Source organism: Alteromonas lipotrueae, from assembly GCF_019249255.1.
Classification (GTDB): Bacteria; Pseudomonadota; Gammaproteobacteria; order Enterobacterales; family Alteromonadaceae; genus Alteromonas; species Alteromonas lipotrueae.
The window spans coordinates 237,276-263,755 of the sequence record NZ_JAESDJ010000005.1; the positions used below are offsets into that span (position 1 = coordinate 237,276).

Consider the following 26,480-nt stretch of genomic DNA (forward strand, 5'->3'; position numbering starts at 1 on the left):
CCAACGTGGTAGCCTTTTAACTTTGGCTTTCACACCACAAATTCAATTAAATTATATTAATGCTCATCTGCCTTTGAATAGGCTTTGCAATACGCATTTCAATACGTAAAATACTCACCTCTAAAACCAATGCTACCTGGTTATTTCCGCATCATTCCTACAGGAGCAAATTATGGCACTCGTTGACTGCCCATCGTGCAATAAAAAAACGTCTGACAAAGCAAAAATATGCCCGCATTGTGATTTCAAAATAGGCGATGCTTCCTCAGAAGATATTGAACGTAAGAAAAATCTACAAAAATTCAAAAAGTTACAGAGCATTCAAAATCAATCGCTTATTGCCATGATCATATTTGTGGCGGGATTCGGTTTTATGTATTGGGGCGGAACAAGACCTGGCGACTTGCAACATAATCTCGCTATTGTAGCCAGTATTGCAGGCTTCGTGTGGTATCTTGTCAACCGCGTAAGAATTGTACTTATTAAACGATTCCGTTCATGAATATAGAAGTATTACTAAATAGTATGACGCCAGAGGTGTACGAACGCCTGCGTCAATCCGTGGAAACCGGTAAATGGCTTGATGGTACGCCGTTAAGTGAAGATCAGAAAGCCAGCTGTATACAAGCAGTTATGCTGTATCAAGCAAAAATTGAGAAATCGTCGGAACATATGACGGTTAATGAAAGCGGCGAAATAGTGCATAAAAGTAAATCAGATTTTAAACGTGCACTTTCCAAGCAAGAAGATGATAACAACACTATAGCGCGGTTTAAACAGGATGATATTTAGTCGGTTCTTTGCTCCTTCTCACACCAGTCAGAATCCCGAAAAACGACTGGAAGCCATTAAAAGCCTGTCGCCCGAAAAGCCAACAGACAAAACTATTTTACACGAACTTGCGTTTAACGATGCCAATGCTGATGTTAGCCTTGCAGCCCTTAGCAAGTTAAATACGTTTGTATTGTGGCTTAAAATGTCACAAAGCGCCCATCATGCGAAGGTGAAAAAAATTGCTGAACGCACGGTAGAAGCAGCCTTGATGGGACAGGGTGATGTAACCATAAACGCGAATGAAAAAGCGTCATTTTTGCGTGAAAGTGCCAATGGTGAATTAATTCAGACTGTATTGGTTAACGACCCAAGTTTATTGGCAGATAATATTCTTGTGATGACGTTGCTTCACAAAGTCGATAAGCCAGCTTTTACCCAAACCATTTTTCTTCATCATGCAGATAACGCATTGCAACAAGCTATTTTGGGCACAATTGAAGATAGTAGTGTGCTACAGAAGCTGGAGAAAAAATGCAGAGATAGTGCTATTCACGCCGCTATAGCTACAAAGCTTCAAGTATTGAAAGCGCAAGCCGAAAAGCCTATTGAATTAATGCGACGCGTTACTCTGTGTTTGTCTAAATATCAAGCGCTGGTTGATAAATCAGATGTTGAAGATATTGACAAGCGCCAAGCTGAATTGTTAAGTGAATATAATGACTTAATGACAGATTCATCGATATTGAGTTCAGACGATAAGACGGCGGTAGACGCTAAATTCGCGCGCATTAGCGAAAAGGTATCTCGTCACTTATCGCGTATTCGACCTGAGTGGGAAGCGCAAAAAGCAGCAAAAGAAAAAGCCGAGATTGAAGCCCTTTGTAAGCAGCATTTATCGCATGCTACCACACAAGTTAATTGGCTTTATGGTGAGCGTTTATGTGAGGCTACCCTTGCTGATGTAGCGGTAGTGAATGAATCGGTACGCGCATTAGAAGTAAGCGCAGATCATATGGCTTCAATAGGGGGCAGCGCCAAACTGCTTGAAGAAGTTCGTACTGGAATAGCTTCGTTAAACAAGAGTTTAGAAGCCTTTTCGATGCAACAGCAGTACGGTCAAAAGCTTCTGATTTGCTTGTCTCAGGTGGAATCACTAGCAGAAGAATCTAGGCAACAACAGACGGCAGGCACGCCTTCTGAATCGACAAAAAGTGCACAAGACGATAAAGAGAAAGGGCTAACAGAACAAACTGCTGAATTGCCCGAAGCTGCAAGCACTGATACAACTGAAAGTGTATCTATTGAAGGAGACGCTGTTCAAAATGGCACCCATCAAAATGATGAGGTTAGCCATAAAGCCCCAGAATCAATCGAAGCCGAATTTAAAGCGTTAAGTGAAAAGTATCACGACTTACGCAATGAACTTATTTCAGTACCAAGCGCCATTAATAAGCGCTGGCATGCAGCTTCGCGTGTTTTCAGTCAGAAAAAACAAGCTAAAAAAGCAGAAGTAGATCACGCGCTTCGCCAGTGCAGAAAGCAAATCAGTGTAGTGGATAACTTAATTGCTCAAGGTAAGTACCGCGGGGCTATTACCAAGTTTGAAAAGCTATCTGCAACCTTCGAATCTATGCCTGAAAATGTTAAGAAACAATTGGCTAAGCGTTTTGAGAAAACTGCCGAAGATATCGCTCACCTTGAAGGCTGGCAAGATTATATCGCGGCACCTAGAAAACCTGCACTGGTAGAGGAAGCGCAGACATTAGCTTCAACTCCCGTCGAAGATATAAAACAGCGCGGGGAAGCCATTCGTTATCTACGTCAGCAGTGGCTTTCGCTAGGCGCTGGCAGCGACGATAACACACTACAAAGTGCTTTCGACGCCGCTTTAGAACTTGCGTTTCAGCCTTGTCGCGAACATTACGCTGCATTGGATGCTGAGCGTGAGAAAGCGCTTAAAGCTCGTCAGTCATTAATTGAACAAGTTGCTGCCATCGATTTGTCACAGGACGAAGCGGTGCTGGCTAAACTGTTCGATAGAACCGTTAAGCAGTGGCATGAGTGTGGTCAGGTTGAAAAGCGTGAATACGAGTCGTTAAAGCAACGGTGGAACAAAACCATCAGCCCGCTGCAAACCAAAGTGAACCAGTGGCATGCGATGAATAAAAAAGCGAAGCAGCAACTCGTTGCGCAAGCATCAGCGCTGTTAGCAGAGGAAGATATTGCTAGCGCCACTGAAACCGCGCAGCAGCTTCAACACAGTTGGAAAGCCATAGGCCATGCCGGTAAGCGTGATGAAAGCCGATTGTGGCGTGAGTTTCGCCTAGCAAATGACGCATTGTTCGGTCGCCTAAAAGAACAACGTAAGGCACAGTCATCAGCATTTGATGAAACCTTTAATACCCTTTTTACTCAATTGAATGCTATTGACTCGGAATCTGATGAATCGACGATTGCTACTTCAATACAGGATATCGAATCGCGTGCGAAAGACTTGCCTGGTGCTATGCGTGTAAAACTTGATAAGAAAATAGCCGGTATTCAAAAACAACAGCTAACACGTGCGCAGCAGCGTCATGTGCGTCAAGTACAACAGCGTGCTCAATCGGTTATTTCGGTGTTAAGTGAAAGCTTGCGGGCAGGCGATATTACTAACATCAGTGATGACGACGCTGACATGCTAGGAAAGCGATGGAAGTCTGCACTGTCTAAGCCTACACCTGTTCAACAAAGTCGTCATTGGCTAACCGTGGCGTTAGAAGCCGCTACTGATATACCTAGCCCTAAGAGCGATAGCAGCATGCGAACCAATGTGCAGCTAACCATGATGACAGCGAAACTCGAGAAGGGCGAGAGCCTGTCTCCTGCGCAGTTGTTAGAAGATTGGATTGCGCATGGGAAAGTTGATGACCAAGAAACGCATTTACTTGAACGGGTAGTGAATGTATTGGATAACAATCCAGAGGTAGTTGCTTAAGATGAAAAGCCAAGTTGAATTTGGTTTTGCCAGCGAGATGACGGCGTATCGGTTTATCAACACGGTTAAACACATGGATGTTGATTCGCTTGTCGTGAAGTTTGGCCGCACTGATCGTCACGTGTTGGTATCTTACCGGTATGCGGTAGCTGAATTTGATAGTACGTTATCTGATTTAGACGACTTAGCGCGAGAGCTTGGCGGGGAAGAAGTATAAAAAAAGCTGATGGACAACGTCCATCAGCTTTTTCTGTGATAAAGCGAGTATTAACAGTCTTTATCTTCGGCGTCTGCGCCTTCTTTAACATCTTCACAAGCATCTTCTACCGCGTTGCCTGCATCTGTAACAATCTCGTCTAGCTCTTCGCCTGCATCTTCTGCATTGTTATCACCGCATGCCGCAAGTGTAAGTGCAAATGTACCAGCTGCTAAAAGTTTCAATAATGATTTCTGTGAGATCATGTCCATTCTCCTGTTTCCTAAAAGTATCTAAAAATATCTAAATGTGTGGTAAATCTATGCTCGTGGTGACCGACCGCGTAAGGCATTCGCGACTAGTGAAATCACTAGTAAGGCGATAAACACAAAGAATAAAAATTGTGCGATACCTGTTGCTGCACCTGCGATGCCGCCAAAACCAAAAACTGCTGCAATAATGGCGATAATGAAAAAAGTAATTGCCCAACCTAACATAGCTAAATCCTCTTTTTGCTCCGTTACTGACATAGTTATTAATGCGAACTCCGTGCCTGAATGTTAAGTGCATGATTTATATGTATTTGATATTGAATTTCACTGCTTTTGGCTGGTAATGTCTTCGTCGGCTAAACAAGGTTTACAGAGCATTTGCACTTTTTACATGGCGGGGGGCATAGTAAGCAAGGCAGCATTCCCGATCTGCAAATGCTACTATCAATTTTTACTATCGTTATGCTAAAGGGCGCGAAATGGCAAAAACTCACTCCGCATTTATAGGTTTAATGCAACGGGCAAGAAACGTGAAACGATGGCCTTTAATGGCACAATTTCAAGAAGAAATGTTATCTACACACATCTACGAAGCCTCTATGGTCGCTCACATGCTAGGCGCTATAGCAGCGGATGTGTTCAATGAGGATGTTAACCCCGACCGAGTCGCTGCTATGGCTATTTTCCATGAAGGCAGCGAGATTGCAGGCATGAGTGACATTCCAAGCCCTGTGAAGTACCACGACCCTGAAACTACTGCGGCAATTAAAAAGCTGGAGCGTAGGTTTGAGGCTATGCTGATACAAACCTTACCTGAGCCTTTACAGAAGCGCTACCAGCCTTTAATAGAACAAGATAAAGATGATATTCATGTACGGCTTGCTAAAGCCGCTGACGTGTTATGTGCGTATCTAAAATGTGATTATGAGTTGTCAAAATCCAATTCAGAGTTTTCAAACGCTATGTATGAAATGGAAGTGCAATTGAAACAATACCGAGAGAGGTTTCAGTCAGTAGATTACTTTTGTAAAGTCTTCTTAGAAGATGCCAAGGGGACCTTGGATGAACAAACCAAAGATCTTGATTGGGTGGAGCGAGCCAACACATTGCATTTAGATTCTGAGCAAAGTTAAATAAAGCAATGTGCGTTGTAAACAAAACGACCGCCATTTGGCGGTCATTTCATCAAAAATTATTTCTGTTTGAATCACGCTTACTTAACGTTATCTACTTGGTCAGAGAGAATTTCTGTAACAGACATCGCGTTTTTGCCTAAACTGCCCTGGGTATTGCTCATTCTGACCAGAATGGAGAAGTAAACGTCATTAATCTGTGTCTGCGTTACCGTGTTTTGCCCTTGACCCGGTGCAGGCTGTGCCACCTCGGTACAACCAGACATAGTGCATTGCTGGTTGGTCGCAAATGGTTGGGGTTCATCTGTACTGTGGGTCACTGCTCTGGCCATGACAGGTTTTTTATCAACGTCGGTTTTGACAATAGTTAACCATTCATAATTATGTTTGTTAGCGAGTTCAGCGGCCCGGCGCAATGCGTATTGCTGAATGACATCTGCTGGTGTGCGATCTGTTGCTTTAAATAATACTCGGTATTCATTGTCGGTTAGTTGAACGCTAGAATACCCATAGCCTTCTTTAGTGACCGCAGATTTGTAGGGTGTTGGCGAGGCAACAGGTGTAGTGGTGCAAGCGGTAACAAATAAACTGCATGCTAAAGCCGCTATTTTCATTTTTATTGGTAAGCGCATGGTAATTCCTAGTATTAATTGTAGTGACTATTATTTTAGGAACGAAAGTGCGGTGGTGCGCACAAAAGTCATAATAGCTTGATTTCTTTTGCTCTTTGGAGCGTCAGTATTTATACCTTTGTAAACCCCAGCGGCAACAATACCCAATAATACTTCAGGTTTGCCCATAAGCAGACGACAATCTCGCTTAGCCTCTTCAAATGATTCTTCAGCATGATGTTTTTGGGCTAAATAATTATGCTGGCACTGCCTGATATCCTCTAAGTTCTTTTTCAGAAAAATATTCATGATAAGTGCTCCTTAGTTTTACGCTGATTGACGGCAATCCCGTAACGAGTTTGCTGCTACTTGGTTAAAGACTGCATTAATGTGGTAAGCCGCTTTAGATTAATAAAACGAAATGCACTTTGTGCATGTATAAATGCAACGACACTTAATACGCTATTAACCAGTAACAATATAACCATAATAAGTAATGCAGGCATGCCGGCATGGTGCATCGCTAACCCAATACACGAATTGAGTAAAATCCAGCAAAAGCCACCTAATGCAAATGCGGTAAGTGCGCCAAAAATGCTGACAAAAATCGACTTGGTAATGAGTTGAAGTTCAGCGTTAATCAGGTCGATTAATGCAAAGCCTTGATATTTTTTCTGTGCGTAAAGCGCTTTAAAAGAAGCCAGCGCCTCTTCAAAGGTAATGTCTGGGGGATTGTTGTTAGACGACTCGGATGACGCGCCTTGTGAACTTTGCCGGGGAATGCGAAATGTCGCCTGACTTCTCGGAGAAGTCAGGCGAAACGGATTTTCGCTGCTCAGCGTGTATGTGGCACTACGAAAATCTGGTAAAGGCTGCATGCTTTATTTCTTGCGAAATAATGAAGTAACTAACATACCTGCTGCGAAAGCCATACCAGCAGTTGCTAACGGGTTCTCGATAGCATACTTGCGTACACCAGATGACTGCCATTTTTGCTCAGCTAAACGTTTTCGTTCAGACATATTGTCCGCAGAGCGGCTTGCCGTGTTACGAATATTGTCCTCAGCTACGGCTGCACTATCAGCCAGTTTATCAACTGACGAATGAAGTGTTTCTTTTAACTGATCCGTGACTGGGTGACTAGGCTCGGTTACGCTATTCACTTTCGCTGCTTTTGGCGTAGTAGTTTGTGTTGCCATAGTACTCTCCTTAATTTTGCTAGATTGCATATAGAGAGTTGCAACGCTTGTACCAAGATACACATAATATTTAACTTGTTGTTTTTAATCTATTTTATTCTATTTCGTGTTTTGAGGGGGAGGCTGAATTTTAATTCAACGTAAGAGTTGCAAGGTAGGCCGTGTAATAATTTCGTAATCGATAAGAATTCTACAAATCGTGTGAGGGCAAGTTAGCTACAAGAAGGCAGCTAACAGTATCTTTTGGCGTCTTTTTAAGACACCACACTTATTAAATCTTCTTTGCTCACCGGCTTTAGCAGCGACTGGCTAACACCTAAGTGCTTCATTGTATCTTTATCCGGCTCGTTTCCACTGACAATAACCAACTTCGCCTTGGGCTGAATTTGGTTCAACTCGGCCGCTAAGTCATACCCGTGATAGTCGGGAAGAGTTAAATCCATTAACACATGGTCAAATACCACTTCGTTCATACGCTCAATAGCATCTGCGCCCGTATTTGCCGTAATAACATCATGGCCTTGATGTACCAAAAATAATTGTAATAACTCAGCTGCGTCCTCATCGTCTTCTATCACTAATACCTTTTTAGAGGTGGGTTGAGCTTGAGTACTTTGAGTTACTGTTTTAACGGTTTCTATTTTCGACACGGCTGGTCCTTGAGACCGCACTAAATATTGGTCTAGCACCTCAGTAAGGGCAGCCCGTTCAATAGGTTTTCCAATAACATTGTCAAACCCATCATCCATTAGAGATTGTTTTAATCCTTTACGGCTAGCGGCTGTGACTGCCACAACAGGTACGTTGCTCTTATGCCGTCTTATTGCATGAAGGGCTTCAATGCCATTCATTACTGGCATGTGGATATCCATTAACACTAAATGGAAGGGGTCGTTATCTTCCTCGGCTTGTAAAACAGCCTCCAACGCTTTAACCCCGTTTTCAGCATACGCTACAGTTGCATGACATTGACTAACCAAGTGCCCTGTTAAGCGGCGAATCTCACGAATATCATCAACAATCAACACCTTGCCAGTAACTTGTAAATCCAAATTACTGGCTTCAGCCCTGCTAGGTGGCTTAAGCGCAAGATGAGCACGACTTTGTTTGCTAATGTCACCGGGATCGATGGAGAACGAAAAGCGACTGCCTTTGCCAAAAACGGAATCTACATTAATACTTCCGCCTAGCTTAGCAACGAGTTCACGGCTTATTGCTAAACCTAAACCAGCTCCGCCATGGTTTGCACGCATAATATCTTCGATTTGCTCAAAAGGCTGAAAGATTTTCTCTAGCTTATCTGGTGGCATGCCAATGCCGGTATCTTCAACAATAAAGTGTAACCGTTCGTTGATTTTACCAGGCGCTGGAGGGCGAACTTCTACCGTGACGGTAATGGCTCCTGTATCGGTAAATTTCACAGCGTTACTGACTAAGTTGATTAATACCTGACGCAAACGAGTAGGGTCAGTTTCAATCACTTCAGGTATCTTGGTTTCTGCGATTACATCGAAAACAAGATCTTTATCTTTCGCTGCTAATCGCATTAACGAGTGGATATCAGTAAGGAACGGGCCTAAATGTACCTCTTTGATATTAAGTTCAAGTTTGTCAGCCATAATGCGAGACATATCTAGAAGGTCATTTAACAGGCCAAGTAAGTGCTTTCCATTAGAGTAAATAATAGAAAGCTCTTGCGCTAAAGGGTCATTACCTTTGTCATCTAATAGCAGCTCTGTGTAACCTAAAATAGACGTAAGCGGGGTGCGAAGTTCGTGGCCTAAGTGAGCCAAAAATTTATCTTTCGCTTTGTTCTGTTGTTCTACTTTGTGTCTTTCTAATCGCTCGTTTTCTATCTCTCGTCGCACCATGGCATAGCGAATGGTTCGCATGAAACGCGGTGACTCAATTTCTGTTTTTTGCAGGTAATCGGCTGCACCTGCTCGCATAACCAATTCGTCAACCTGAGAGTCTGACTGACCGGTTAAAATAACCACCGGAAGGTTAAACTGATTCGATTTCAGCACTTCCAACACATCTACGGCGTTTTCTGCGCCAAGCAGATAGTCGAGCAGGCACAAGTCGAAATTACGACGTTGTAACGCGTCTATGGCGTCGGCACTGTTGGTCACCCAGGTAAGCTGAAAACGGGGTTCTTCGTATTGAAGTAAATAATCCGATGTTAGGAAATAATCATCTTCGTCATCTTCAATCAGTAAAACCCGGATAACTTCGGTCACTGTGCGCTCCATAAAACATTTGGTCGTAACTTAGCGCTGAATAGCTAGCGCTTTCAAACATAGCGGCCCTAATGGTTAGCGCCGTACAACATGAGTAACAATTTACTGAGCCCAAAATATTGACTCATAACAGCTTGAATCGAATAAATATGATTCAATTAATCGTGTGGCAATTCTACAAATTCAATCCAGTAGCGACCTAGTGCGCGCATTAGCTCGACGAGTCCTTCGAAGTTCACAGGTTTAGTGATATAGGAAGCACAGCCCAAGTCATATCCACGAAGCATGTCTTCTTCTTCTTTAGATGTAGTCAGAATGACCACTGGGATGCCACGTAATTTAGGATCGGTTTTCAATTCTTGTAACGCTTCTCTGCCGTCTTTACGTGGCATGTTGAGGTCTAACAGAATTAAACTGGGGCGGGGCGCTTTGCTCGCATCTGTATATTTACCTTCGTGGCGTAAAAATTCGAGTAACTCCACGCCATCTTCAACACAAAATAAGTTGTTTAACACACGGCTTTCTTTCAATGCGTCAACGGTTAATAGACGATCGTCCTCATCGTCATCTGCCATAAGAATATTAATTGGTTGGGTTTGTTTACGCGTCATGTGTGGTATCTCCATTATTATTTAGAGAGCCAAAAGGCTCACTGTTTGTTGGCAGAAGGATAGTAAAGGTTGCCCCTTTTCCTGGCGAGCTTTTTGCCGAAATTTGTCCATTGTGACGTTCAACAATGCGTCGGCATACCGCTAGGCCAATCCCCGTTCCTTTGTATTCGCTTCTTCCGTGTAAGCGTTGAAATGGGGCAAAAATCTTTTCTGCAAAACTTTGTTCAAAGCCAATGCCGTTGTCTGAAATTTGAATTTTAATCCAGTCATACTCGTCAGCTAACAATATGTCTTTCATGTCAGCTTCACTTGGCGTTGTAGCTGTAATTTCAATAAGAGGCTCTTTGTCAGCGGTTTGAAATTTCAGAGCGTTAGATAACAAATTTAGAAACAGCTGATCAATTTGTGATTTGTCTGCGCGAATAGTTGGAATATCCTGCACAACAACATTGGCACCTTTTTCTTCGATGGCTATTTCTAAATCACCTAGTACACCATCGATAACTTCACCGACATTCACTTGCTCGAAATCTTTGCCTCGTGTAGAAACCCGAGAAAAAGACAAAAGGTCAGAAATCAACATAGACATACGCTCTGCCGCATTAAGCATACGGGCAAGAAAGTCTTGTCCACGTTCATCCATTACATCTTTGTAGCCAGAGTCTAATCGGTTACCGAATGCGCGAATTTTACGAAGCGGCTCTTGAAGATCGTGAGACGCCACAAAGGCAAAGTCTTCAAGCTCTCGGTTACTGCGGGCTAATTCATCTGAGTAAATTCGTAGTTCCTGAGTTCGTTCTGAAATTTTATGTTCTAGGTCTTCATTAACGTCAACAAGGGTATCTTTATGCTTTTCATTTTCTCGAATGTTGGCTTTTAACAACAAGAAGATTGAGATAATAAGAAATAGAGTGGTACCGGAAGAGATTAATAGTGTATTCACCGAGTCACGCCTTAGCTTCATTAAGCTTGCTAGGTGCGTGCCTTGGATATCTCTTTCAGACGAATCAATGCGTTCGAACATGTTCTCAAAATCGTTGTATAAATCAAGGCCCCTATCACTTTCAAGCAAGGTGAAGGCTTGATTTAAATCACCTACTCTTACCAGCTCTACAATCCGGACCATACCATTTATTTTAACGCGGGTAAGGGCGAGTAATTTTTCAATTCGTTGCGACTGTTGCGGCAGGTCGGATGCTAACGCACTTACTTCAACTTCGTCTGCTAACGCAGTGAAATTGTTTAAGGTTTCGGTGTATTCCTCAAGGTAGGCTTCGTCTTCGGTAAGAAGGAAACCTCGTGTGCCAGATTCGGCGCGCAACACGGCCACATGCAACTTGTTCACCGCACTTATCACGCGGCTTGTGGTAAACAAACGCGCTTCAAGGGCTGACAAGTCATCAAGGGTTTGAACCACATAAAATGAATTCGCAGTAATAATAGCAATCACGAATACCACCATGATCACCCAGCTGTATAGCGAAGACAAAACTTTGTTAAGCATTACATCAATCCAATAATGTGTCGCCAAAATCTGAAGTCATTTCAGAAAGGGAGTCACTGCAATCTTTTGCACTGGAAATTATTTTATCCAATGCTGCCATCGCTTTTTGGGCGGGAACTTCGCCATTAAGCGCCATTTTTACCAATTCAGCTTGCATAGAAATGCGATTCAGGGGTTTGCGTGCATCGTGTACATAGGTGCTCAATCGGGCAAACTCATCTTCTGTCATAACTTTTTCCTGCCTTATTAGTCTTCTTTGACCAAATCGCCATACGCGTGAAGTCGATTGTATAGGGTCTTAGTACTTATCCCGAGCATGTCAGCGGCCATGGTCTTATTTCCATTTACTTTCTCAAGCGTGGCGTAAATAAGTTCCTTTTCAACATCCTCAATAGTACGTCCAGCTTGAAGTGCTGGCGCTGTACTTTGCTTTTTAGCAAAAGGCGACTCTATGGTTTTAGGAAGCTCTATCACTTGTTTTGTCGAGTCGCTCATAATGGCTGCACGGTGAACAAAGTGCCTTAATTCACGCACGTTACCCGGCCAATCATAGGCTTGTAAGGTGTTTAGCTGACTTTCTTGCCAACTAAATTCAGAACCATTGTCTTTATTAAATTCTTCAATAAAGGTTTTAGCTAATAGAGGAATGTCTTCTTTGCGTTCGCGCAAAGTGGGTATGGTGATTGGAAACACCGCGAGTCTGAAGTAGATATCTTCACGTAGCACTTTGCTTTGTGCAATTTCTTCCATGGTTCGGTTGGTGGCTGACACTACGCGGCAATTAACCGGTATGGTTTTAGTACCGCCAACACGAATAACCACTTTATTTTCCAACACGCGTAGTAAGTTAGGCTGCATGTCGATAGGCATTTCAGTGATTTCATCTAAGAATAAACACCCGCCTTCAGCTTGTTCAAAAACTCCTTCTTTACGGCCAACTGCACCAGTAAAGGCGCCTTTTTCATGGCCAAATAATTCGCTACCAATCAGTTCTTTTGAAAAGGCACCACAGTTAGTGACGACATAAGGCCCTTCACTTTGAGAGGCGCGGTGAATGGCGGCTGCCACTACCTCTTTACCTACACCACTTTCGCCAAGCAGCATGACGTTAGCGCTCGTTCTGCTCACTCTTTCAATTAGTTTGTAGAGTTCTTTCATTGGCGCAGACTCGCCAATAAGTAAGTCGAAATGCTTTTCGATTTTTTCGCTGGTATCTTCAGCAACTTTAGGTTTCCCCGTTAATACCGCTTCAATGTCTTCACGTTGAATAGGTTTAACAAGGTAATCAATATTGGGGCCACATAAGCCTTTAATGACACCTTTTACCGATGGGTGTCCGGTAATAAGGGTAATACGTGGGCGTTTAGGAAGGGCGTTAAGTTCATCGAACAAGTGCGCGCCGCTGCCATCTGGCAACATGAAATCAAGTAATACATGATCGAAAGTTTCTTTCTTTAACCAGTCTCGCGCTTCGCCTAATGTGGCTGCGGTTAGTACTTCGTGACCGAGAAACTCAATAATAGTGCAGGCCACCTCGGTAAACTCGGCATCATCATCTACAAGTAAAACAGTTAACACTTGAATATCCCTTCTGTAATGACCAACCACTTCCTGATAGCTACACTAAGTGACTTGGGTAGGTGAATTGACCAGATTTTATAATTATTTGTGCATTATTACATTCAAACGTAGACCTTGTCGCATTCATACTCAACTTTGGTTGAACAATGCAGCAATATCTTTTAGCTAGCGTTACGATGCGTTCCACGCATTAAATTAAACGATGGCTAGCTAAATATAATCCGCACACCGACATATCTTTACCTGATAAAGCACAGATTGTGCCGTTTGCTACCAAAAAAGCACAGATTGAAACAGCGACCAACTCCAATGGCACAATTATCGCATTGTCATTCGCATTGTAGCTCTGTAACCGAATGCGAAAACTCAGCGCTTATGTCCAAATTTCTGAAAAATTTATCTCAGATTTTTACCTGTAGTCAGCGTTAAGTATAAGCGGTGTGTACGGTGATATTGCTCAACAAGTTTATTTATTGATGGAATAACCAAAGCGTATTGCGCTTCGCTATCACCCAAGACGCATAGGTTTCGATGGAAATAAGGCAGTTGTCTTAGCCATATATAGGGAATGAAAATGTTTAAGGAAACCGGTGCAAGATCAATGACACTTTATGAGTTGTTGGGAAAGATGCAGCCTAAAAACACAACTGATGTTATGGCGTTTTCCGAGTTTTGGAATGCCATGGAAAAAAGGGGGTTTGGACCCATGTTAGCTTTGCCTGCGTTTATTGCGGCAACGCCCATAGGAGCCATCCCCGGTGTGCCCACCATTACCGGTGTGACAATTTTACTGATAGCAATGCAAATTTTACTCGGTCGACGTCACCCGTGGCTTCCCGCTACCATTATGAAAATTGAAATGGATGCTGAGCGAATAGAATTTTTGGTTAATAAAATGAAACCCGTGGCGGTAAGGTTTGATCGTTTCTTAATGCCACGCTGGTTTTTTATGCGTCAACCTGTGTTTCGTTCTCTCATTGCGCTGAGCTGCGCGGCTTGTGGATTGATGATGGTGCCATTAGAGTTAGTGCCGTTCATGGGGTTAATACCGGCGTTTGCAGTATTGATTATGGCTATAGGTATGGCAACAGATGACGGTGCGGTAGCACTATTTGGATTGTCCATTGCCCTATTTGGCTTTTTGTATGGGGGCCAACAATTAGCGCTAGGTATTGGATAGGCGAACTCAGCTTTCAATTACAGAACAAAAAATTAAGTATAATTCGGCGCTAACAGGTTGCCACTGCTTAAGCTACCGCTGTAAAGACTCTACGCATTGTTCAAGCATGCCATCAGCAGAAGGAAGCTGCATCGATTGGTATCGAAGTTCACCGATAAAGCTTCTCGCTGCGGGCCCTAGACCATCGCCATCTTCGAATGTGAGATAAAGCATAGCGCGGCGTAAACCGCTGCTGCTATCAAGAGGTAGTGGCAGCAATAGCCCTTCTTCTAATTCTTTTTTAATGATAGCGATAGGTAACCAAGCAAATCCAAGTCCTTGAGAAATCATATCTACTGACGTTCTAATGTGGCTAACCGTCCAGCGTTGCTCAGCGCCAAGCCAACCTGCATCAACTTTACGTTCAGCCGATGAATCCCTTACTACAATTTGACGATGCGACTTCAAATCTTCTAGTGTTAACGCACGGTCGAGAGCGTGCAAAGGATGATCGACATGCGCTACAGCGGCAAAGTCTATCTCGCATAAATCTTCACTGAATCCGCCGGGGTAGGGGAAAGGTGAAATCGCGATATCGACATTGCCACTATCAAGCAAGGAGTTAGCGCCGCTTAACACGGTTTCTTCAATCTCGATACGTAGAAGAGGAAATTCTTCAGACACTTTGCTCAATACATTATAAAGTAAGTCTGATGGGAAAATGATATCAACAGCGATGCGAAGAAGGGTTTCGGTTCCCGCTTGTAAGCTAGCCGCTACAGCTTCTAACTTCTGAGCTTCATTTAATACAAACGCCGCTCGCCGATACATTAACTCGCCTTGAGGAGAGAGTTTTACTTTACGCCCACTGTTTTCAAACAGCACAACGCCAATGGCGTTTTCTAACTTTTGAACTGCGTGATGCACACTAGATTGGCTCTTGTGCACTAATGCGGCAGCTTGATTGAAGCCTCCCGCATCAACCACTGCCTTAAACATGCGCCACTGTTCTAACGTAGATTTTAACATCCGCGAGCTCTAATCGATTATTCTGTCACAGTATAGCGCGGTTATACCACAAGCGGCCAGAGGCTGTCAGCGCTTATGCGTCGGTGGCTTGCTTAATATCGCTAATTGAACACGTTACCACGCTCACGTTGTCATACCCCATGTTCATTAGCTGTTCGGCAGCTAACTTAGCACGAATGCCTGAGGCGCAATGAATATAGATTGGAAATTTGGCATCTTTACATTTTTCGATAACTTTCATCTCAAGTACGCCACGAGGAATATTTAACGCAGCTTCTACAGGGCTAGAAGCTGCCTCTGCGGGTTCACGAACATCTAGTAATAACCCATGATTAGAAGATATTTCCTGCATTGCTTCTTTAGCCGTTATACAACGAATGGGGAAAGGGATATTGGCGATTCTAGTACTGATATCAATTAACATTGAGGCACCTTGAAGAATAATAATAAGTTTACTATATAAGGAATGCGCTATATTTTCTACCTTCTGCTTTTATTATATTTTTATAAAAAAGTGACATTGAGTTTTGGCGTTCACCGCTATAGTAGTATACTTTAGTATAAGGTGGCAGGGTGGTAGCCTGTTTACGTAACTTTATAAGTGAGTTGTTATGACTGATAATTTAGCCGTTGATGATTTATCTGTGAATATGAGCGAAATGGCTCAATATACAATGGAAGCTGAGCTTTATCTTAAGCAGTTGGCAAATAAAACCCGTTTAATGGTGTTGTGTTCTTTAATGGACAAAGAGTTATCTGTTACTCAAATGTTAGACCATGTAGACGTTTCACAGCCAGTAATTTCACAGCATCTAGCACTATTAAGAGAATCTAAAATGGTGGCCACACGCCGAGACGGACAAACCATTTATTATCGATTGGCCGATGAAAGGGTGAAGCAAACCATAGGCTTGCTCCACAAGTTCTTTTGCGCTCAGAACGACTTAACTTAACTGATAGTTAATCGCTCTTGTTCGAATTGTACTCGTCCAGCTAGACAAGTTTAGCGTTTGCCACCAATGCCTCTACATATGCAGCGTCACTCAATTTATCAAGGTCAACTTCCGGTCTAGCCATCAATCCCTCGTGGGTTAGGTCGACAGAGACATTGTGAGAAGACCAATCAATTTTCCTGATGTCAGAGGGCAGTACTGCAAGCTTTTTACCACCAGGAAGCCAGTTATTTGTATCAACCACTAACAACTGAATCTGCCACCCCTCAGTATCAAACACGAAATCGCTAATATGTCCTACATTATCATCTTGGGTTGCCACTTCGTAACCACTGACTTCTCCGCAAGCCCGTAAGTGATTTTCAGGTTTATTTTCTAGTTCTTCTTTACCCATGGCCGTTAACTCAGGATCGGCTAGTTGATTGGGATGAGCGAAATCGCCCCAAGCGCCAGGGCCTATCCAGTAATAACCATAACCAAAGTAACGAAATAATGTTTCTTCAAATTCTCTTGAAACAGGTTTATGTTCGTCAATTGATGGGCTGTTTTTAAGCGTGTCTGCAGTCATGGAAACATCCACGGTTTCTTCTTCTTGATCCAAGCGTGTGACCGAAATAGGTGATATCACCACTTTCCTGCTAAGGGGAAGCCATGTATTCGTATCGGCAACCACATACCTCACGACGAAATCTTTATCGTCAAACAATATATCTCGTACGCCGCCTATGTCCTTATCGGTAGCATGAATTGAAAAATGTTTAATCTGTTTATATGACACAATCATCGCTGCGCCTCCTTTGCCTTGTGGCTTGGGTAATTCATTAGATATTGTTCTACTATTTTTCAACAGCGTGGTTTGCGTAAAATAGCAATTTCACAATGCTAAGTTATTAATATAGAACCATCTGTTTGAACATTACAAATATGCAAAGATTTGTTCGAGCGCAATCTAGATATGGATCAACAAAGTGGGGAATAACGGGGCATATCACAAATAAAATCAACCAGCCCGATTGGCACCAAGCTGGTTGAGGCGATGTTGAGTTGTAATTAGGCTACATCGAATGCTTCATCACTGTAATCTTCATCGTAATCAGATTGGTTACTCGCGGCGCTGCTATGCAGTGTATAGAAATGTTTCTTGCCTCGAGACAAGCGTACATACTTGCCCCAAGTGCGCTCAACAGTATTGTCAGCTTCCACTTTACCATTAATAAAGTCTAGAAAATGGCGCTCATCATCCGTCTCTGGTGCTAACTCTCCACATTCCAGTGCCAGCAGGGTTTTTCCATAACCGGTTAGTATATCTGCCTCACCAATACTGAAATCGCCAGATTTTCGAAAGCCATAAGGAAATTTTTGTCTATCTATAAAAGGTTTTTGAGAAACGCGGATTGATAAATTTTTCATGGTTGTACCCAGCATTGAGTTGTCTTCAAGCGAACTTTTAAGACAAAAGAATCAGAACATAAAACAAAACATTTTTTCCTTATCAATAAAAAATTTTGTTGGAAAATATAAAGTGTAAATATGTACGAGTTTGTGGGGTGTAAAAAAGTGTGTGTGTGTAAAGATTTTTTCTTTTAATTTTATATAAGGTTATGAATATAATGTAATTTTGCTGTTTTTTTGATTCAGCATTGAAGAGGTGCCTGGGCGTAGGTGAATTGAGGGGATAATGCGAAATACGTGAGCGAAACCCACTATAAAAAATTATTGTCGCAACGATGATAAAAATTCGTTTTCTATTTTTGGTGCCAAGACAATAATGACGAAGTGGCAATAACCTAGAGATAGACATGAGTAAAGACTATCGTTACCAAAGTGAAGAATTGGACTCGGTAGAAGAGGAAGACTTTCACACCAAGAAGGTGAGCGCTAAGCGCCACCAAAGCGTAAAGAACAAACAAAATCGTGACTTACAACGTCGAGAGAAACAGCGCCGTTTGATGCACGAAGGCAGTTAATACGCTTCTTAGTTGAAAATAAATACAGCGCACTGCTTTTATAGCATTGCGCTGCTGTGCTTTTGTGTTTACATGCCGTATTATCTGTGACAGTTTACAATCACTTATTTATCGGTTTTGTAAGAAGCATGGATATACGCTTTCTCACCACATTTATTGAAGTTGCAAAAACCCGACATTTTGGCAAAGCAGCTGAAAATCTTTATCTAACGCAATCTGCGGTAAGTGCGCGGATCAAGTTGCTAGAAGAATATTTTCATACCACGCTATTCATACGCCAGCGCAATAGTATTCAGCTAACCCAATCGGGTGAAAAGCTGTTGCCGTATGCACGCCAACTTTGCAGTACGCTTAATGAAGCTAAGCAAGAGCTACAAATTCAATCTTCTGAATATGTAGTGTGCGGTGCAACGCAGTTAGCCAGTGAATTAATGTTGCCAACCACCTTGAGTCACCTTCACAATACCTTTCCCGATTGGTCAGTTAAAGCAGAAGTACTCTCCCTCGATGGCTTATCTCGTCAATTACACGAGCGGGTGACTGACTTAGCTTTTTCAACAGAGCCGCTAAAGTCAGAAGAAGTTAAAAGTGAAGTGTTACTGGAAAAACAATTAGGGTTATACCGAATCGGCGAAGGCGGTAATGTGGTAGACGCGGCAGAGTTTGTGGCCATTGATTGGGGCAGCAAAGCCAGAGATCTATTGCTTACGTTATACCCTCAGCTTCGTGATGCTAAACTGCGGACGAACTCACTCAACTTAGCCCTAAATAACCTACAATATGAAGGTGGCGTTGCTGTACTCCCTGAAGGAACGGTAAATCAACTTGATCCAACTATCGCAATTTCACTAATACAGCCTTTAGAAGGTATAACGATGAAAGTTTATCTTCACACCATGAAACAAGTCAGGCGTGTGGGGCTTGAAGCCTTAATTACCAGTGTATCGGCCATACACCCAGCCTAATAGCAAAGAGAAAATTATGACAACTCAACACCCATTATTACAAATGAACGCGTTCGAACGCTTAGAAGCCAGCGTTGAATTAATTAAAACCTCGGGCAAGCTTTTCATTCTTAAAGATGAGCATGGTTGCGTGATGTTAACGACAGACGATGAAGATGGCATTCCTGTATGGCCAGAATCATCTCTTGCTTTGCTATGGGCAACTGAAGATTGGTCAGACTGTGAAGCGATGGAAATCTCTACCAAAGACTTTCTTAACAAATGGGTGGGCGGCATGACGCAAGACAATCTTACGGTTATGGTTTGTCCGGTACCAGGAGAAGAAGGTGAAGTGATGGAACCAGAGGAATTTGCACAGCAAATTTAATGATCCCATCATTTGCTTTTAGCGTTTCAATATTAACGGATTATCATGATTGAAGAGGAGCTACCATGTTTACTGAACAACCGACTATGAGCAGTTTGTTTGAACAGTTAGGGCTAGCTAGTAGCGATGAAGCGATAGAAAGTTTTATTGAAACGCACAAAGGCTTAAATAAGCGCCAACATATTTTCGAAGCGCCGTTTTGGTCTGAAAGCCAAGCGGATTTCTTGAAAACGGCTATCGAAGACGACGCTGATTGGGCTGAAGTTATTGACCAACTTAACGTACGTTTGCACTAGTCGCCAGATGCTAAGTCATTAATTCTCGATTCTAAATCGGCAAGGGTGGCTTTTACTTGCAGTAGAGCCGCTTTTAGTGTTTCAACAGTATCAGTGTTTTCGTTTTTGCTTTCACTGCCACTGTTATTATTCTCGTTCTCATCTAGCTGACAAAATGTGTGGTTATAGCGTATCTCTCTTTTACCTGACTCTCTTGGTAATGAGTAAATAAGCGCATCGGGCTGGTAAGCAAGTAAGCTGCTGATGGTTGCCTCTACATCACTGATATCGGCAAACTGAGCTAATCGCTGGCACCGCCCCCTCAGTTCACCGGGTGTTTGCGGACCACGTAGCAAAAGTTCAGTAATAATGGCCTGTTGATGATCACTCAGTTTTATATCGCCAAATTCGGTATTGCAAAAACGATGAGAGTACTTGTCCACACGGCTACCGTAACCAGACGAAGCTTGAACAATTCGTTTGCCTTTCAACCCATCAAGAATTTTGATTACCTCGTCTTCAGTTAACTGGGTCACGGGCAATCGGTTACTTTTTTGGTTACACCCATTGGTCAGCGCATTAAGTGACAAAGGGTATTGTTCTGGCGTAGTGACTGACTTTTCAAGCAATACACCAATAACACGTGCTTCCATATCAGATAAAGTCGTGGTCATGACAGATATTCGGTCTTTAAGTATTTACGTATGAAAGTATAGTAACAACTCTCATGGAAGTTTTATATTCTAACCTGCAAGCAGTTAAAGGAGTGGTTAAGGTTTGATAACGCCGAAAAAAGAGGAACTTTGGTTTTTGCCCTTAGGGGGAACGGGCGAAATAGGCATGAACCTGAACCTGTATGGGCATGACGGCAAGTGGTTAATGGTAGATTGCGGGGTGTCGTTCGACGAACCTCTTATTCCTCCTTATCGCTATTCTGGCACAAATAAGCAAACTCATCATAGGGTAGTGGCACCAGATCCCTCCTTTATTGCAGCGCAAAAAGAAAACATCGCGGGGATTGTAATTACCCATGCTCATGAAGATCACGTTGGCGCATTGCCGTATCTATGGGCGCGTTTTCAGTGCCCCATCTACACCACCTCGTTTACTGCCGAAGTGTTACGCCGCAAACTGGCACAAACAAAATTAGTCAATAAAGTGCCTATAGTAGAGATTGCCACTGAGCAAACGCTGACACTGGGGCCATTTAATGTAAGTTGGTTATCGGTAACCCATTCGTTGCCCGAGCCTTATGCATTAAAAATAGCCACATCAGCGGGCACGGTTTTGCATACTGCCGATTGGAAAATAGACGCGCAGCCTATTACCGGTAAGCCTTTTGACAGTAATACTTACCGCGCCTTAGGGAACGAAAATATTCTTGCCATGGTGGGGGATTCTACCAATGCAACAAAACCGGGTTTCTCAATCTCTGAACGCAATTGCTATGATGGTTTGTTAAGTACAATTAAACCACTGAAGGGCAGAGTAGTCGTAACGTGTTTTGGTAGTAACATAGCGCGGCTAATTACCCTTGCAAGGGTTGCCCAAAAAACTGGGCGCTACATTGCGTTATACGGGCGCTCACTCATCAATATGTACAGCATTGCCCGCCAGCAAGACATTTGGCCTGTAGATTTGCCTGTGGCAGATGCGTTTCACTTAGGGTACTTACCACCAAATGAAGTACTCGCGGTGGCAACAGGCAGTCAGGGTGAGAAAAATACGGCCCTTTCTCGAATGGCTAATGACAGTCACCCTCATTTGCAATTAGACAAAGGCGATACCGTGATTTATTCCGCTATTGCGATACCGGGCAATGAGGATAGCATCAAGCGGGTAAACAGTGTGCTTAGTGCTAGAGGCGTTAAGGTAATAATGAGTGAAGAGAGTCAATTGCCCATTCATGCAAGCGGGCATCCGTGTGCCGAAGAACTCAAACTCATGTATCACTGGGTGAAACCTCAAATTGCTATTCCTGTGCACGGCGAAGAGGAGCACCTTAAAGCACACGCGATGATTGCCAAGGAATGTGGTGTAAAAAAACACTATGTGGGGCAAAACGGTGACTTGTATCGCTTAGCACCTCAACCGAGCATCCGACGGCAAGTTATTAATACTGGGCGAGTTCCTGTACAACAAGACTAATAAAGTGAAACGGACGAGCGTCTTAGTAACTTAATGGTACTGACTGCAATTTACTCAAACATTCTGATACACTATAAAAAATAATAATAACGATTCATTCATGCGAGTTGTCATGCGCTGGTACCTAATCTCAGTTTTGTTTGCTGTCTGTTTCGTTAGCACTGTTAGCTACGCTGAGCCCCCCCGTCTTTCAAATCCCGTATTCCAATCGCTATCCACTAAAAATGGGCTTCCACAAGACGTAGTTAACGACATCGCTATTGATAAGGATGGCTTTGTGTGGATAGCTACTGATGGCGGCGTGGCGCGTTGGGATGGTGTTAGAACCAAAATCATAAAAGGCCCTAACGACCTCTTCGTTAATGCTTCAATAAACAAGATTAGCCTGGAAACTGACAAAGCGTTGTGGATAAGCACGTACGCATCGGGTGTTTACCGTCTTGATTTCAACACCCAAGTCATCACGAAACAAGTGGCGTTGCCTTTTTCAACCCAAGAAGATTGGTTGCAGGATGTGAGTCAATTTTTTTGGCAAAATGAAACCACGTTATTCATTGCCATGCCTGAACAGGTCGTTCGCTTTGATACTAACACCATGTCTTACGAGTCGATATTCACGCTAAGTGAAGAACTGATTGCTCAACGGCATTTCATCCGAGACATTATCGTCGTGGACAATTGGCTGTTACTGGCCACCAGTGATGGATTGGATGCCCTTGATTTATCCATTGCTGATGCAGAAGCCATTTCCGTTAGTTACCTAAACGGCGTTGAGCCCGATGTGGATAACCTAAATACTAAGTTTTTACTGCATGACACACAAGGCCGAATTTGGGTAGGTACCGTTAATGGGTTATTTCAAACCACGAAAGCCGAATTGTTATCTCATGTTGTTAGCGGCAAGTCGTCGGGGTTTCAGCTGGTAGTCAAAAGCCGCAATGTCTGGACGATGGAGCAACGTGATGACAACGCATTTTGGTTTGGCACCAACGAAGGCCTATTTGAATTACAGCTTAGCCAAAATAAGTGGGTGAGTGAACACATTCTTGAGCCTCATAACGGCAGAACAGAGCTTTCTAACAAGCGCATTGTTGATATTGAAACCGATTATGCCGGTAATCTTTGGTTAAGTTCGGTCTATGCGGGGGCACTGTATTTTGGGGTGAAAAGCGCCGAAATTTACGCTATTCAAAACAATCGAAATGACAAAAGCACAACGCTAAGCGACAGTGTGGTTTGGTCTTTAACCCAAACTGATAAAGACGTGTTGTGGATCGGAACCGAAAATGGGCTGAATCGATTTAACCTCGTAACGCGCACATCTGAACAATTCATTACTTCTGATAGTGAATTTGTGGCCGAAAGAGAGTGGCTGGTTGAAAAGTTAGTACCAACGGGCGATGGCAGGTTGTATGTGCAAACTTACATGGGTATCCGGTTATTCGACCCCAGTACTGGAAAGTTATCCATGCCTCCACTGCAATCATCTTCTGATAACGATGTGTTCAATGCCTGGAACTCCAGCATTACTTTAGGTGCCGATGGCGACTTATATTTTGTTGGGAATCATTACTACCGCTACAACTTAGAAGCGCAAAAATTAGATATTATCGATTTGGACGAGGATATCTTCGATATCAATTTTTCCATAGGCTTTTTAGGTGCGTCCTCTTATCACGACAACCGGTTGTTTCTCGCCATGGTTGGCGGACTATGGCTGGTTGACCCTGTTACCTTAGCGCATGAACTGGTCTATCGCTTTTCAGAAAAGCAACGAGCCAATGAACGGTCGATAACGTCATGGGTTATCGATAACACAGGTGTGCTGTGGTTAGCTTTTAGTGGTTATGGGTTATTCGGGGTAGATGCCGACACTTTTGAGCCGCTTTATAAGTTAAACGAGAGTAACTTGTTGCTCTCCAATATCGTTTACGGTCTACAAAAAGACAGTAATGGGGATATTTGGTTTAGCTCGCATTCTGGATTGCATCGTTACTCACCAGCCTCAGCTCAAGTACAAAACTTTATTTATGGCCGAGAGTTATCAGTGTCAGAGTTTAATCAAGGCGCATCACTTGAGCTCATTGATGGGCGACTCGCCTATGGTTCAACATCAGGTGTTGTGGTTTTCTCTCCTGCTTTACTCAAACAAATCGGTAGTAACTCGAACCTGGTTTCAAGACAAACTGCCATTACTGATGTCAGTGTCGATTCTCGTGAGCTTCCACTCCCATTAGGCAATCTAAACGGGCAGAATATCAGTTTGGATTATCAAGATTACGGAATGACTATCCATTTTTCATCCTTGTCGATGAATGGAGTGGGTAAAGCAAAGTATCACTACACCTTATTACGCTACAATCAAGTTATCAGCGAGGGCGTGTCAGAAGACGATAAAATCACCCTAACTAACTTGGAGCCAGGTCGTTATCACTTTACAGTGGGGCCACTTGCCAGCAGTGTAGAATATAACGTTTTACCGGCGACTTTGACGTTTGATATGCCTTATGTGCCATGGCGTTCGCCCTTCGCCTATGCAGCGTATTTCACCTTGATACTACTGGTTATCATTGCGTACGTGGTATCACGACAGCGTCATCTATTTCGACTCCAAAAAGCGCAGCAGCAAGCGTTACTTTTCAACGATGCATTTCGCCAAACCCGAGACTGGGTGCTTATTTTTGATAAAAATAAAGTGCCAGTGGCTGCAAATCCCGCATTTGAAAACGTATTTAATTTCAACACTAAAGAATCGTTAGCAAAGCAAATTGACAGGCTATTTACCCGTTACCCTACATTGGAATGGCAGCTATCTGGCAAGCTCTCTGATCTTAAAGGGGGAGAGTTTTGGAAAGACGAAGCGGTCATTGAAGGCGCTGACACGAAGCAGTACGACGTACTTATAGACATTAGTGCTGTTAAAGGTAACGAAATGGGCGAGCAACCTGACCATTATTTGCTCGTGGTGTCCGACATTACTGAGCAAAAAAATGCGGAACGCAAATTGTTAAAGCTTGCTAATTACGATGGCCTGACGGGCTTAGTTAACCGCAGTTTGCTACTGGACAGATTAGAGCATGCCATTGCTGGGGCGCGTCAACAAAATACCCATGTTGCAGTGTTATTTGTTGATTTAGACCGCTTTAAAGGCATTAACGATTCACTAGGCCATGATTATGGCGATAAGCTACTTAAGGTGGTGGCTAATCGAATGCGCAATTTGGCATCTGATGCAGGCACCGTAGCTCGCTTGGGCGGCGATGAGTTTGTGATTGTCATTGAAGACATGGAAACCACGGACGGGCTAACCTCTTTTGTGGCACAGTTAATTGAGTCGGTAGAAACACCAATTTCGCTGGCCAATGAAGTGCTACGTGTATCTTGCAGTGTGGGTATTGCCTTTTACCCCGATGATGCCACAGAGCCCGCCGAGCTTATTAAGCAAGCCGATGTGGCCATGTATTCTGCAAAGAAAGATACGCTTAGTGGCTTCACATATTTCACAAAAGATATGAATGATAGGGCCAAACATAGGCTCATCACAGAAAACCTTATAAAACGGGCTTATTCTGAAGACAGTTTCTTCAACCATTACCAGCCAATCATTAATACCTGCGAAAAAAACACCATAGGGGTTGAGCTATTACTGCGTGGTGAGCTAGATGGTAATCCCATTTACCCAGACGTCTTTATTCCAGTATTAGAAGAGCTGAGGTATATCATCGAAGTGACTCGAGCGGCGATGCGTAGGGCTGCCGCAGACCTCGCTATGTGGTATGAGGATGGCTTTAGAGGCTTCGTTTCAATCAATTTATCTGCCCTTCATTTTAAAACTGAATTTGATTTAGAGGGTGTTTTTTCGTTACTAAAAGAATTCAATTTGCCAAAAGAAGCGTTTCGTTTTGAAATTACGGAAGGGGTATTGATGGATGATAGTGACAATGCGCTGCGTCAAATTGAACGCTTCGTTGATGCAGGTTTCATTCTAGCGTTAGATGATTTTGGTACGGGCTATTCGTCGTTAAGTTATCTTAAGCGTTACCCACTATCAGTACTTAAAATAGACAAGAGTTTCGTTAACGATATGGCACCCGGTAATGCTAACGACGCGTTGGTTACCACCACAATTACCCTCGCTAGTAGCTTAAATATGCTGAGTGTTGCTGAGGGGGTTGAAACTCAAGAGCAGGCATTAAGTTTGTCTGAGAAAGGCTGTGTATTACATCAGGGCTACTTTTACGCTAAACCTATGCCTAGCAGCGAACTATCCCCTTACCTGAACAAACAATGGTGAGTGAATTCTGCGATTAGAGTATACCGAGGAATTCCTAAAGTGCTGGAATAACGGATGTTTGATTAAAAATGACGCGTATTAGATCATCATAGAAGTTAAGTCTGAACTATAAGAAATCTAAATTTCAGGCGCTACGCCACGTCATTCATCGCATGAAATGTAAACGTCCGTTTAAAAAGCTTGTTATTCATCTGAAAATAAGGCTTATTAGAGATCTGTGAAATG

29 protein-coding genes are annotated in these 26,480 nt (G+C 43.1%); 13 read left to right on the forward strand and 16 right to left on the reverse strand.

The features are described 5' to 3' along the window. Positions 1-172 precede the first annotated feature (172 nt). The 4 genes from KYS23_RS09510 to KYS23_RS09525 are packed head-to-tail and all read left to right on the forward strand — an operon-like array spanning position 173 to position 3,968. Positions 173-502, forward strand: a complete 330-nt coding sequence (locus KYS23_RS09510; protein WP_013783656.1) for a M48 family metalloprotease — start codon at positions 173-175, stop codon at positions 500-502. Beyond that, positions 499-792: a YeaC family protein gene (locus KYS23_RS09515; protein ID WP_159531581.1), complete on the forward strand. Its 294-nt coding sequence runs from the start codon at positions 499-501 to the stop codon at positions 790-792. Before KYS23_RS09510 ends, KYS23_RS09515 begins: the two co-directional genes overlap by 4 nt. Then, on the forward strand, positions 782-3,751 hold the full coding sequence (locus KYS23_RS09520; protein WP_218418464.1) for a DUF349 domain-containing protein: 2,970 nt from the start codon (positions 782-784) through the stop codon (positions 3,749-3,751). The genes KYS23_RS09515 and KYS23_RS09520 overlap by 11 nt, the downstream gene beginning before the upstream one ends. A gap of 1 nt (position 3,752) precedes the next feature. Further along, a complete protein-coding gene (locus tag KYS23_RS09525; protein WP_159531577.1) occupies positions 3,753-3,968 on the forward strand; it encodes a hypothetical protein in 216 nt (71 codons plus the stop codon). A 50-nt stretch (positions 3,969-4,018) separates the two neighbouring features. On the opposite strand, the gene KYS23_RS09530 is transcribed toward KYS23_RS09525, so the two are convergent. Both KYS23_RS09530 and KYS23_RS09535 read right to left on the reverse strand, forming a co-directional pair. Beyond that, positions 4,019-4,213: a hypothetical protein gene (locus tag KYS23_RS09530; RefSeq protein ID WP_083820183.1), complete on the reverse strand. Its 195-nt coding sequence runs from the start codon at positions 4,211-4,213 to the stop codon at positions 4,019-4,021. 54 nt (positions 4,214-4,267) lie between these two features. Continuing rightward, positions 4,268-4,444: a DUF1328 domain-containing protein gene (locus KYS23_RS09535; RefSeq protein ID WP_041452796.1), complete on the reverse strand. Its 177-nt coding sequence runs from the start codon at positions 4,442-4,444 to the stop codon at positions 4,268-4,270. Positions 4,445-4,698: 254 nt separating this feature from the next. Between KYS23_RS09535 and yfbR the strand changes: the two genes are divergently transcribed. Continuing rightward, positions 4,699-5,352, forward strand: coding sequence for a 5'-deoxynucleotidase (gene yfbR, locus KYS23_RS09540; RefSeq protein ID WP_159531575.1), 654 nt, complete (start codon positions 4,699-4,701; stop codon positions 5,350-5,352). A gap of 80 nt (positions 5,353-5,432) precedes the next feature. On the opposite strand, the gene KYS23_RS09545 is transcribed toward yfbR, so the two are convergent. From KYS23_RS09545 to KYS23_RS09585, 9 genes are all read right to left on the reverse strand, one after another. After that, positions 5,433-5,984, reverse strand: a complete 552-nt coding sequence (locus tag KYS23_RS09545) for a CC0125/CC1285 family lipoprotein (RefSeq protein ID WP_218418465.1) — start codon at positions 5,982-5,984, stop codon at positions 5,433-5,435. A gap of 30 nt (positions 5,985-6,014) precedes the next feature. Continuing rightward, positions 6,015-6,272 (reverse strand): hypothetical protein, encoded by a 258-nt coding sequence (locus KYS23_RS09550; protein ID WP_159531571.1) that lies wholly within the window; start codon positions 6,270-6,272, stop codon positions 6,015-6,017. Positions 6,273-6,328: 56 nt separating this feature from the next. Then, entirely contained in the window at positions 6,329-6,841 is a 513-nt protein-coding gene (locus KYS23_RS09555) for a hypothetical protein (RefSeq protein ID WP_218418466.1), read from the reverse strand. Positions 6,842-6,844: 3 nt separating this feature from the next. After that, a complete protein-coding gene (locus KYS23_RS09560; RefSeq protein WP_159531567.1) occupies positions 6,845-7,162 on the reverse strand; it encodes a DUF883 domain-containing protein in 318 nt (105 codons plus the stop codon). Between the two features lie 254 nt (positions 7,163-7,416). Further along, on the reverse strand, positions 7,417-9,402 hold the full coding sequence (locus KYS23_RS09565; RefSeq protein WP_159531565.1) for a response regulator: 1,986 nt from the start codon (positions 9,400-9,402) through the stop codon (positions 7,417-7,419). A gap of 158 nt (positions 9,403-9,560) precedes the next feature. Beyond that, entirely contained in the window at positions 9,561-10,013 is a 453-nt protein-coding gene (locus KYS23_RS09570) for a response regulator (RefSeq protein WP_013783668.1), read from the reverse strand. After that, positions 10,003-11,517, reverse strand: coding sequence for a sensor histidine kinase (locus KYS23_RS09575; RefSeq protein ID WP_159531563.1), 1,515 nt, complete (start codon positions 11,515-11,517; stop codon positions 10,003-10,005). The genes KYS23_RS09570 and KYS23_RS09575 overlap by 11 nt, the downstream gene beginning before the upstream one ends. Positions 11,518-11,521: 4 nt before the next feature. Then, the gene (locus KYS23_RS09580; RefSeq protein ID WP_057791242.1) at positions 11,522-11,746 is read right to left on the reverse strand and encodes a hypothetical protein; all 225 of its coding nucleotides are present in this window, start codon (positions 11,744-11,746) and stop codon (positions 11,522-11,524) included. A 17-nt stretch (positions 11,747-11,763) separates the two neighbouring features. Beyond that, positions 11,764-13,095 carry a sigma-54-dependent transcriptional regulator gene (locus KYS23_RS09585; RefSeq protein ID WP_218418467.1) on the reverse strand — a complete coding sequence of 444 codons (1,332 nt, stop codon included), beginning with the start codon at positions 13,093-13,095 and terminating at the stop codon, positions 11,764-11,766. Positions 13,096-13,672: 577 nt separating this feature from the next. Here KYS23_RS09585 and KYS23_RS09590 point away from each other — a divergent pair. Beyond that, on the forward strand, positions 13,673-14,278 hold the full coding sequence (locus KYS23_RS09590) for an exopolysaccharide biosynthesis protein (protein ID WP_159531559.1): 606 nt from the start codon (positions 13,673-13,675) through the stop codon (positions 14,276-14,278). Between the two features lie 72 nt (positions 14,279-14,350). Here KYS23_RS09590 and KYS23_RS09595 read toward each other — a convergent pair whose 3' ends face one another. Both KYS23_RS09595 and KYS23_RS09600 read right to left on the reverse strand, forming a co-directional pair. Further along, positions 14,351-15,286, reverse strand: a complete 936-nt coding sequence (locus tag KYS23_RS09595) for a LysR family transcriptional regulator (protein ID WP_159531558.1) — start codon at positions 15,284-15,286, stop codon at positions 14,351-14,353. Between the two features lie 73 nt (positions 15,287-15,359). Continuing rightward, positions 15,360-15,710, reverse strand: coding sequence for a rhodanese-like domain-containing protein (locus KYS23_RS09600; protein WP_159531556.1), 351 nt, complete (start codon positions 15,708-15,710; stop codon positions 15,360-15,362). A gap of 187 nt (positions 15,711-15,897) precedes the next feature. Between KYS23_RS09600 and KYS23_RS09605 the strand changes: the two genes are divergently transcribed. Beyond that, positions 15,898-16,239, forward strand: coding sequence for an ArsR/SmtB family transcription factor (locus KYS23_RS09605; RefSeq protein WP_159531554.1), 342 nt, complete (start codon positions 15,898-15,900; stop codon positions 16,237-16,239). Between the two features lie 40 nt (positions 16,240-16,279). Here KYS23_RS09605 and KYS23_RS09610 read toward each other — a convergent pair whose 3' ends face one another. Both KYS23_RS09610 and KYS23_RS09615 read right to left on the reverse strand, forming a co-directional pair. Beyond that, the gene (locus KYS23_RS09610) at positions 16,280-17,023 is read right to left on the reverse strand and encodes a PRC-barrel domain-containing protein (RefSeq protein WP_218418468.1); all 744 of its coding nucleotides are present in this window, start codon (positions 17,021-17,023) and stop codon (positions 16,280-16,282) included. Positions 17,024-17,289: 266 nt separating this feature from the next. Then, a complete protein-coding gene (locus KYS23_RS09615; RefSeq protein ID WP_218418469.1) occupies positions 17,290-17,649 on the reverse strand; it encodes a MaoP family protein in 360 nt (119 codons plus the stop codon). A 389-nt stretch (positions 17,650-18,038) separates the two neighbouring features. On the opposite strand from KYS23_RS09615, the gene KYS23_RS09620 reads away from it, so the two are divergent. The 4 genes from KYS23_RS09620 (at position 18,039) to KYS23_RS09635 (ending at position 19,834) form a co-directional block, all read left to right on the forward strand. Further along, a complete protein-coding gene (locus KYS23_RS09620; RefSeq protein WP_201299263.1) occupies positions 18,039-18,206 on the forward strand; it encodes a hypothetical protein in 168 nt (55 codons plus the stop codon). Positions 18,207-18,334: 128 nt separating this feature from the next. Next, positions 18,335-19,171: a LysR family transcriptional regulator gene (locus KYS23_RS09625; protein ID WP_159531548.1), complete on the forward strand. Its 837-nt coding sequence runs from the start codon at positions 18,335-18,337 to the stop codon at positions 19,169-19,171. A gap of 16 nt (positions 19,172-19,187) precedes the next feature. Next, the gene (locus tag KYS23_RS09630) at positions 19,188-19,538 is read left to right on the forward strand and encodes a DUF2750 domain-containing protein (protein WP_159531546.1); all 351 of its coding nucleotides are present in this window, start codon (positions 19,188-19,190) and stop codon (positions 19,536-19,538) included. Between the two features lie 65 nt (positions 19,539-19,603). After that, complete coding sequence (locus KYS23_RS09635; protein ID WP_159531544.1) at positions 19,604-19,834, forward strand: DUF2789 domain-containing protein; 231 nt, start codon at positions 19,604-19,606, stop codon at positions 19,832-19,834. On the opposite strand, the gene KYS23_RS09640 is transcribed toward KYS23_RS09635, so the two are convergent. Further along, positions 19,831-20,487 (reverse strand): YceH family protein, encoded by a 657-nt coding sequence (locus KYS23_RS09640; protein ID WP_159531542.1) that lies wholly within the window; start codon positions 20,485-20,487, stop codon positions 19,831-19,833. The two genes, KYS23_RS09635 and KYS23_RS09640, sit on opposite strands and share 4 nt — an antisense overlap. Before the next feature lie 166 nt (positions 20,488-20,653). Here KYS23_RS09640 and KYS23_RS09645 point away from each other — a divergent pair, with 166 nt between their 5' ends. Continuing rightward, positions 20,654-21,961 carry a ribonuclease J gene (locus tag KYS23_RS09645; RefSeq protein ID WP_373996592.1) on the forward strand — a complete coding sequence of 436 codons (1,308 nt, stop codon included), beginning with the start codon at positions 20,654-20,656 and terminating at the stop codon, positions 21,959-21,961. 112 nt (positions 21,962-22,073) lie between these two features. Then, positions 22,074-26,255: an EAL domain-containing protein gene (locus KYS23_RS09650; protein WP_218418470.1), complete on the forward strand. Its 4,182-nt coding sequence runs from the start codon at positions 22,074-22,076 to the stop codon at positions 26,253-26,255. Positions 26,256-26,480 lie beyond the last annotated feature (225 nt).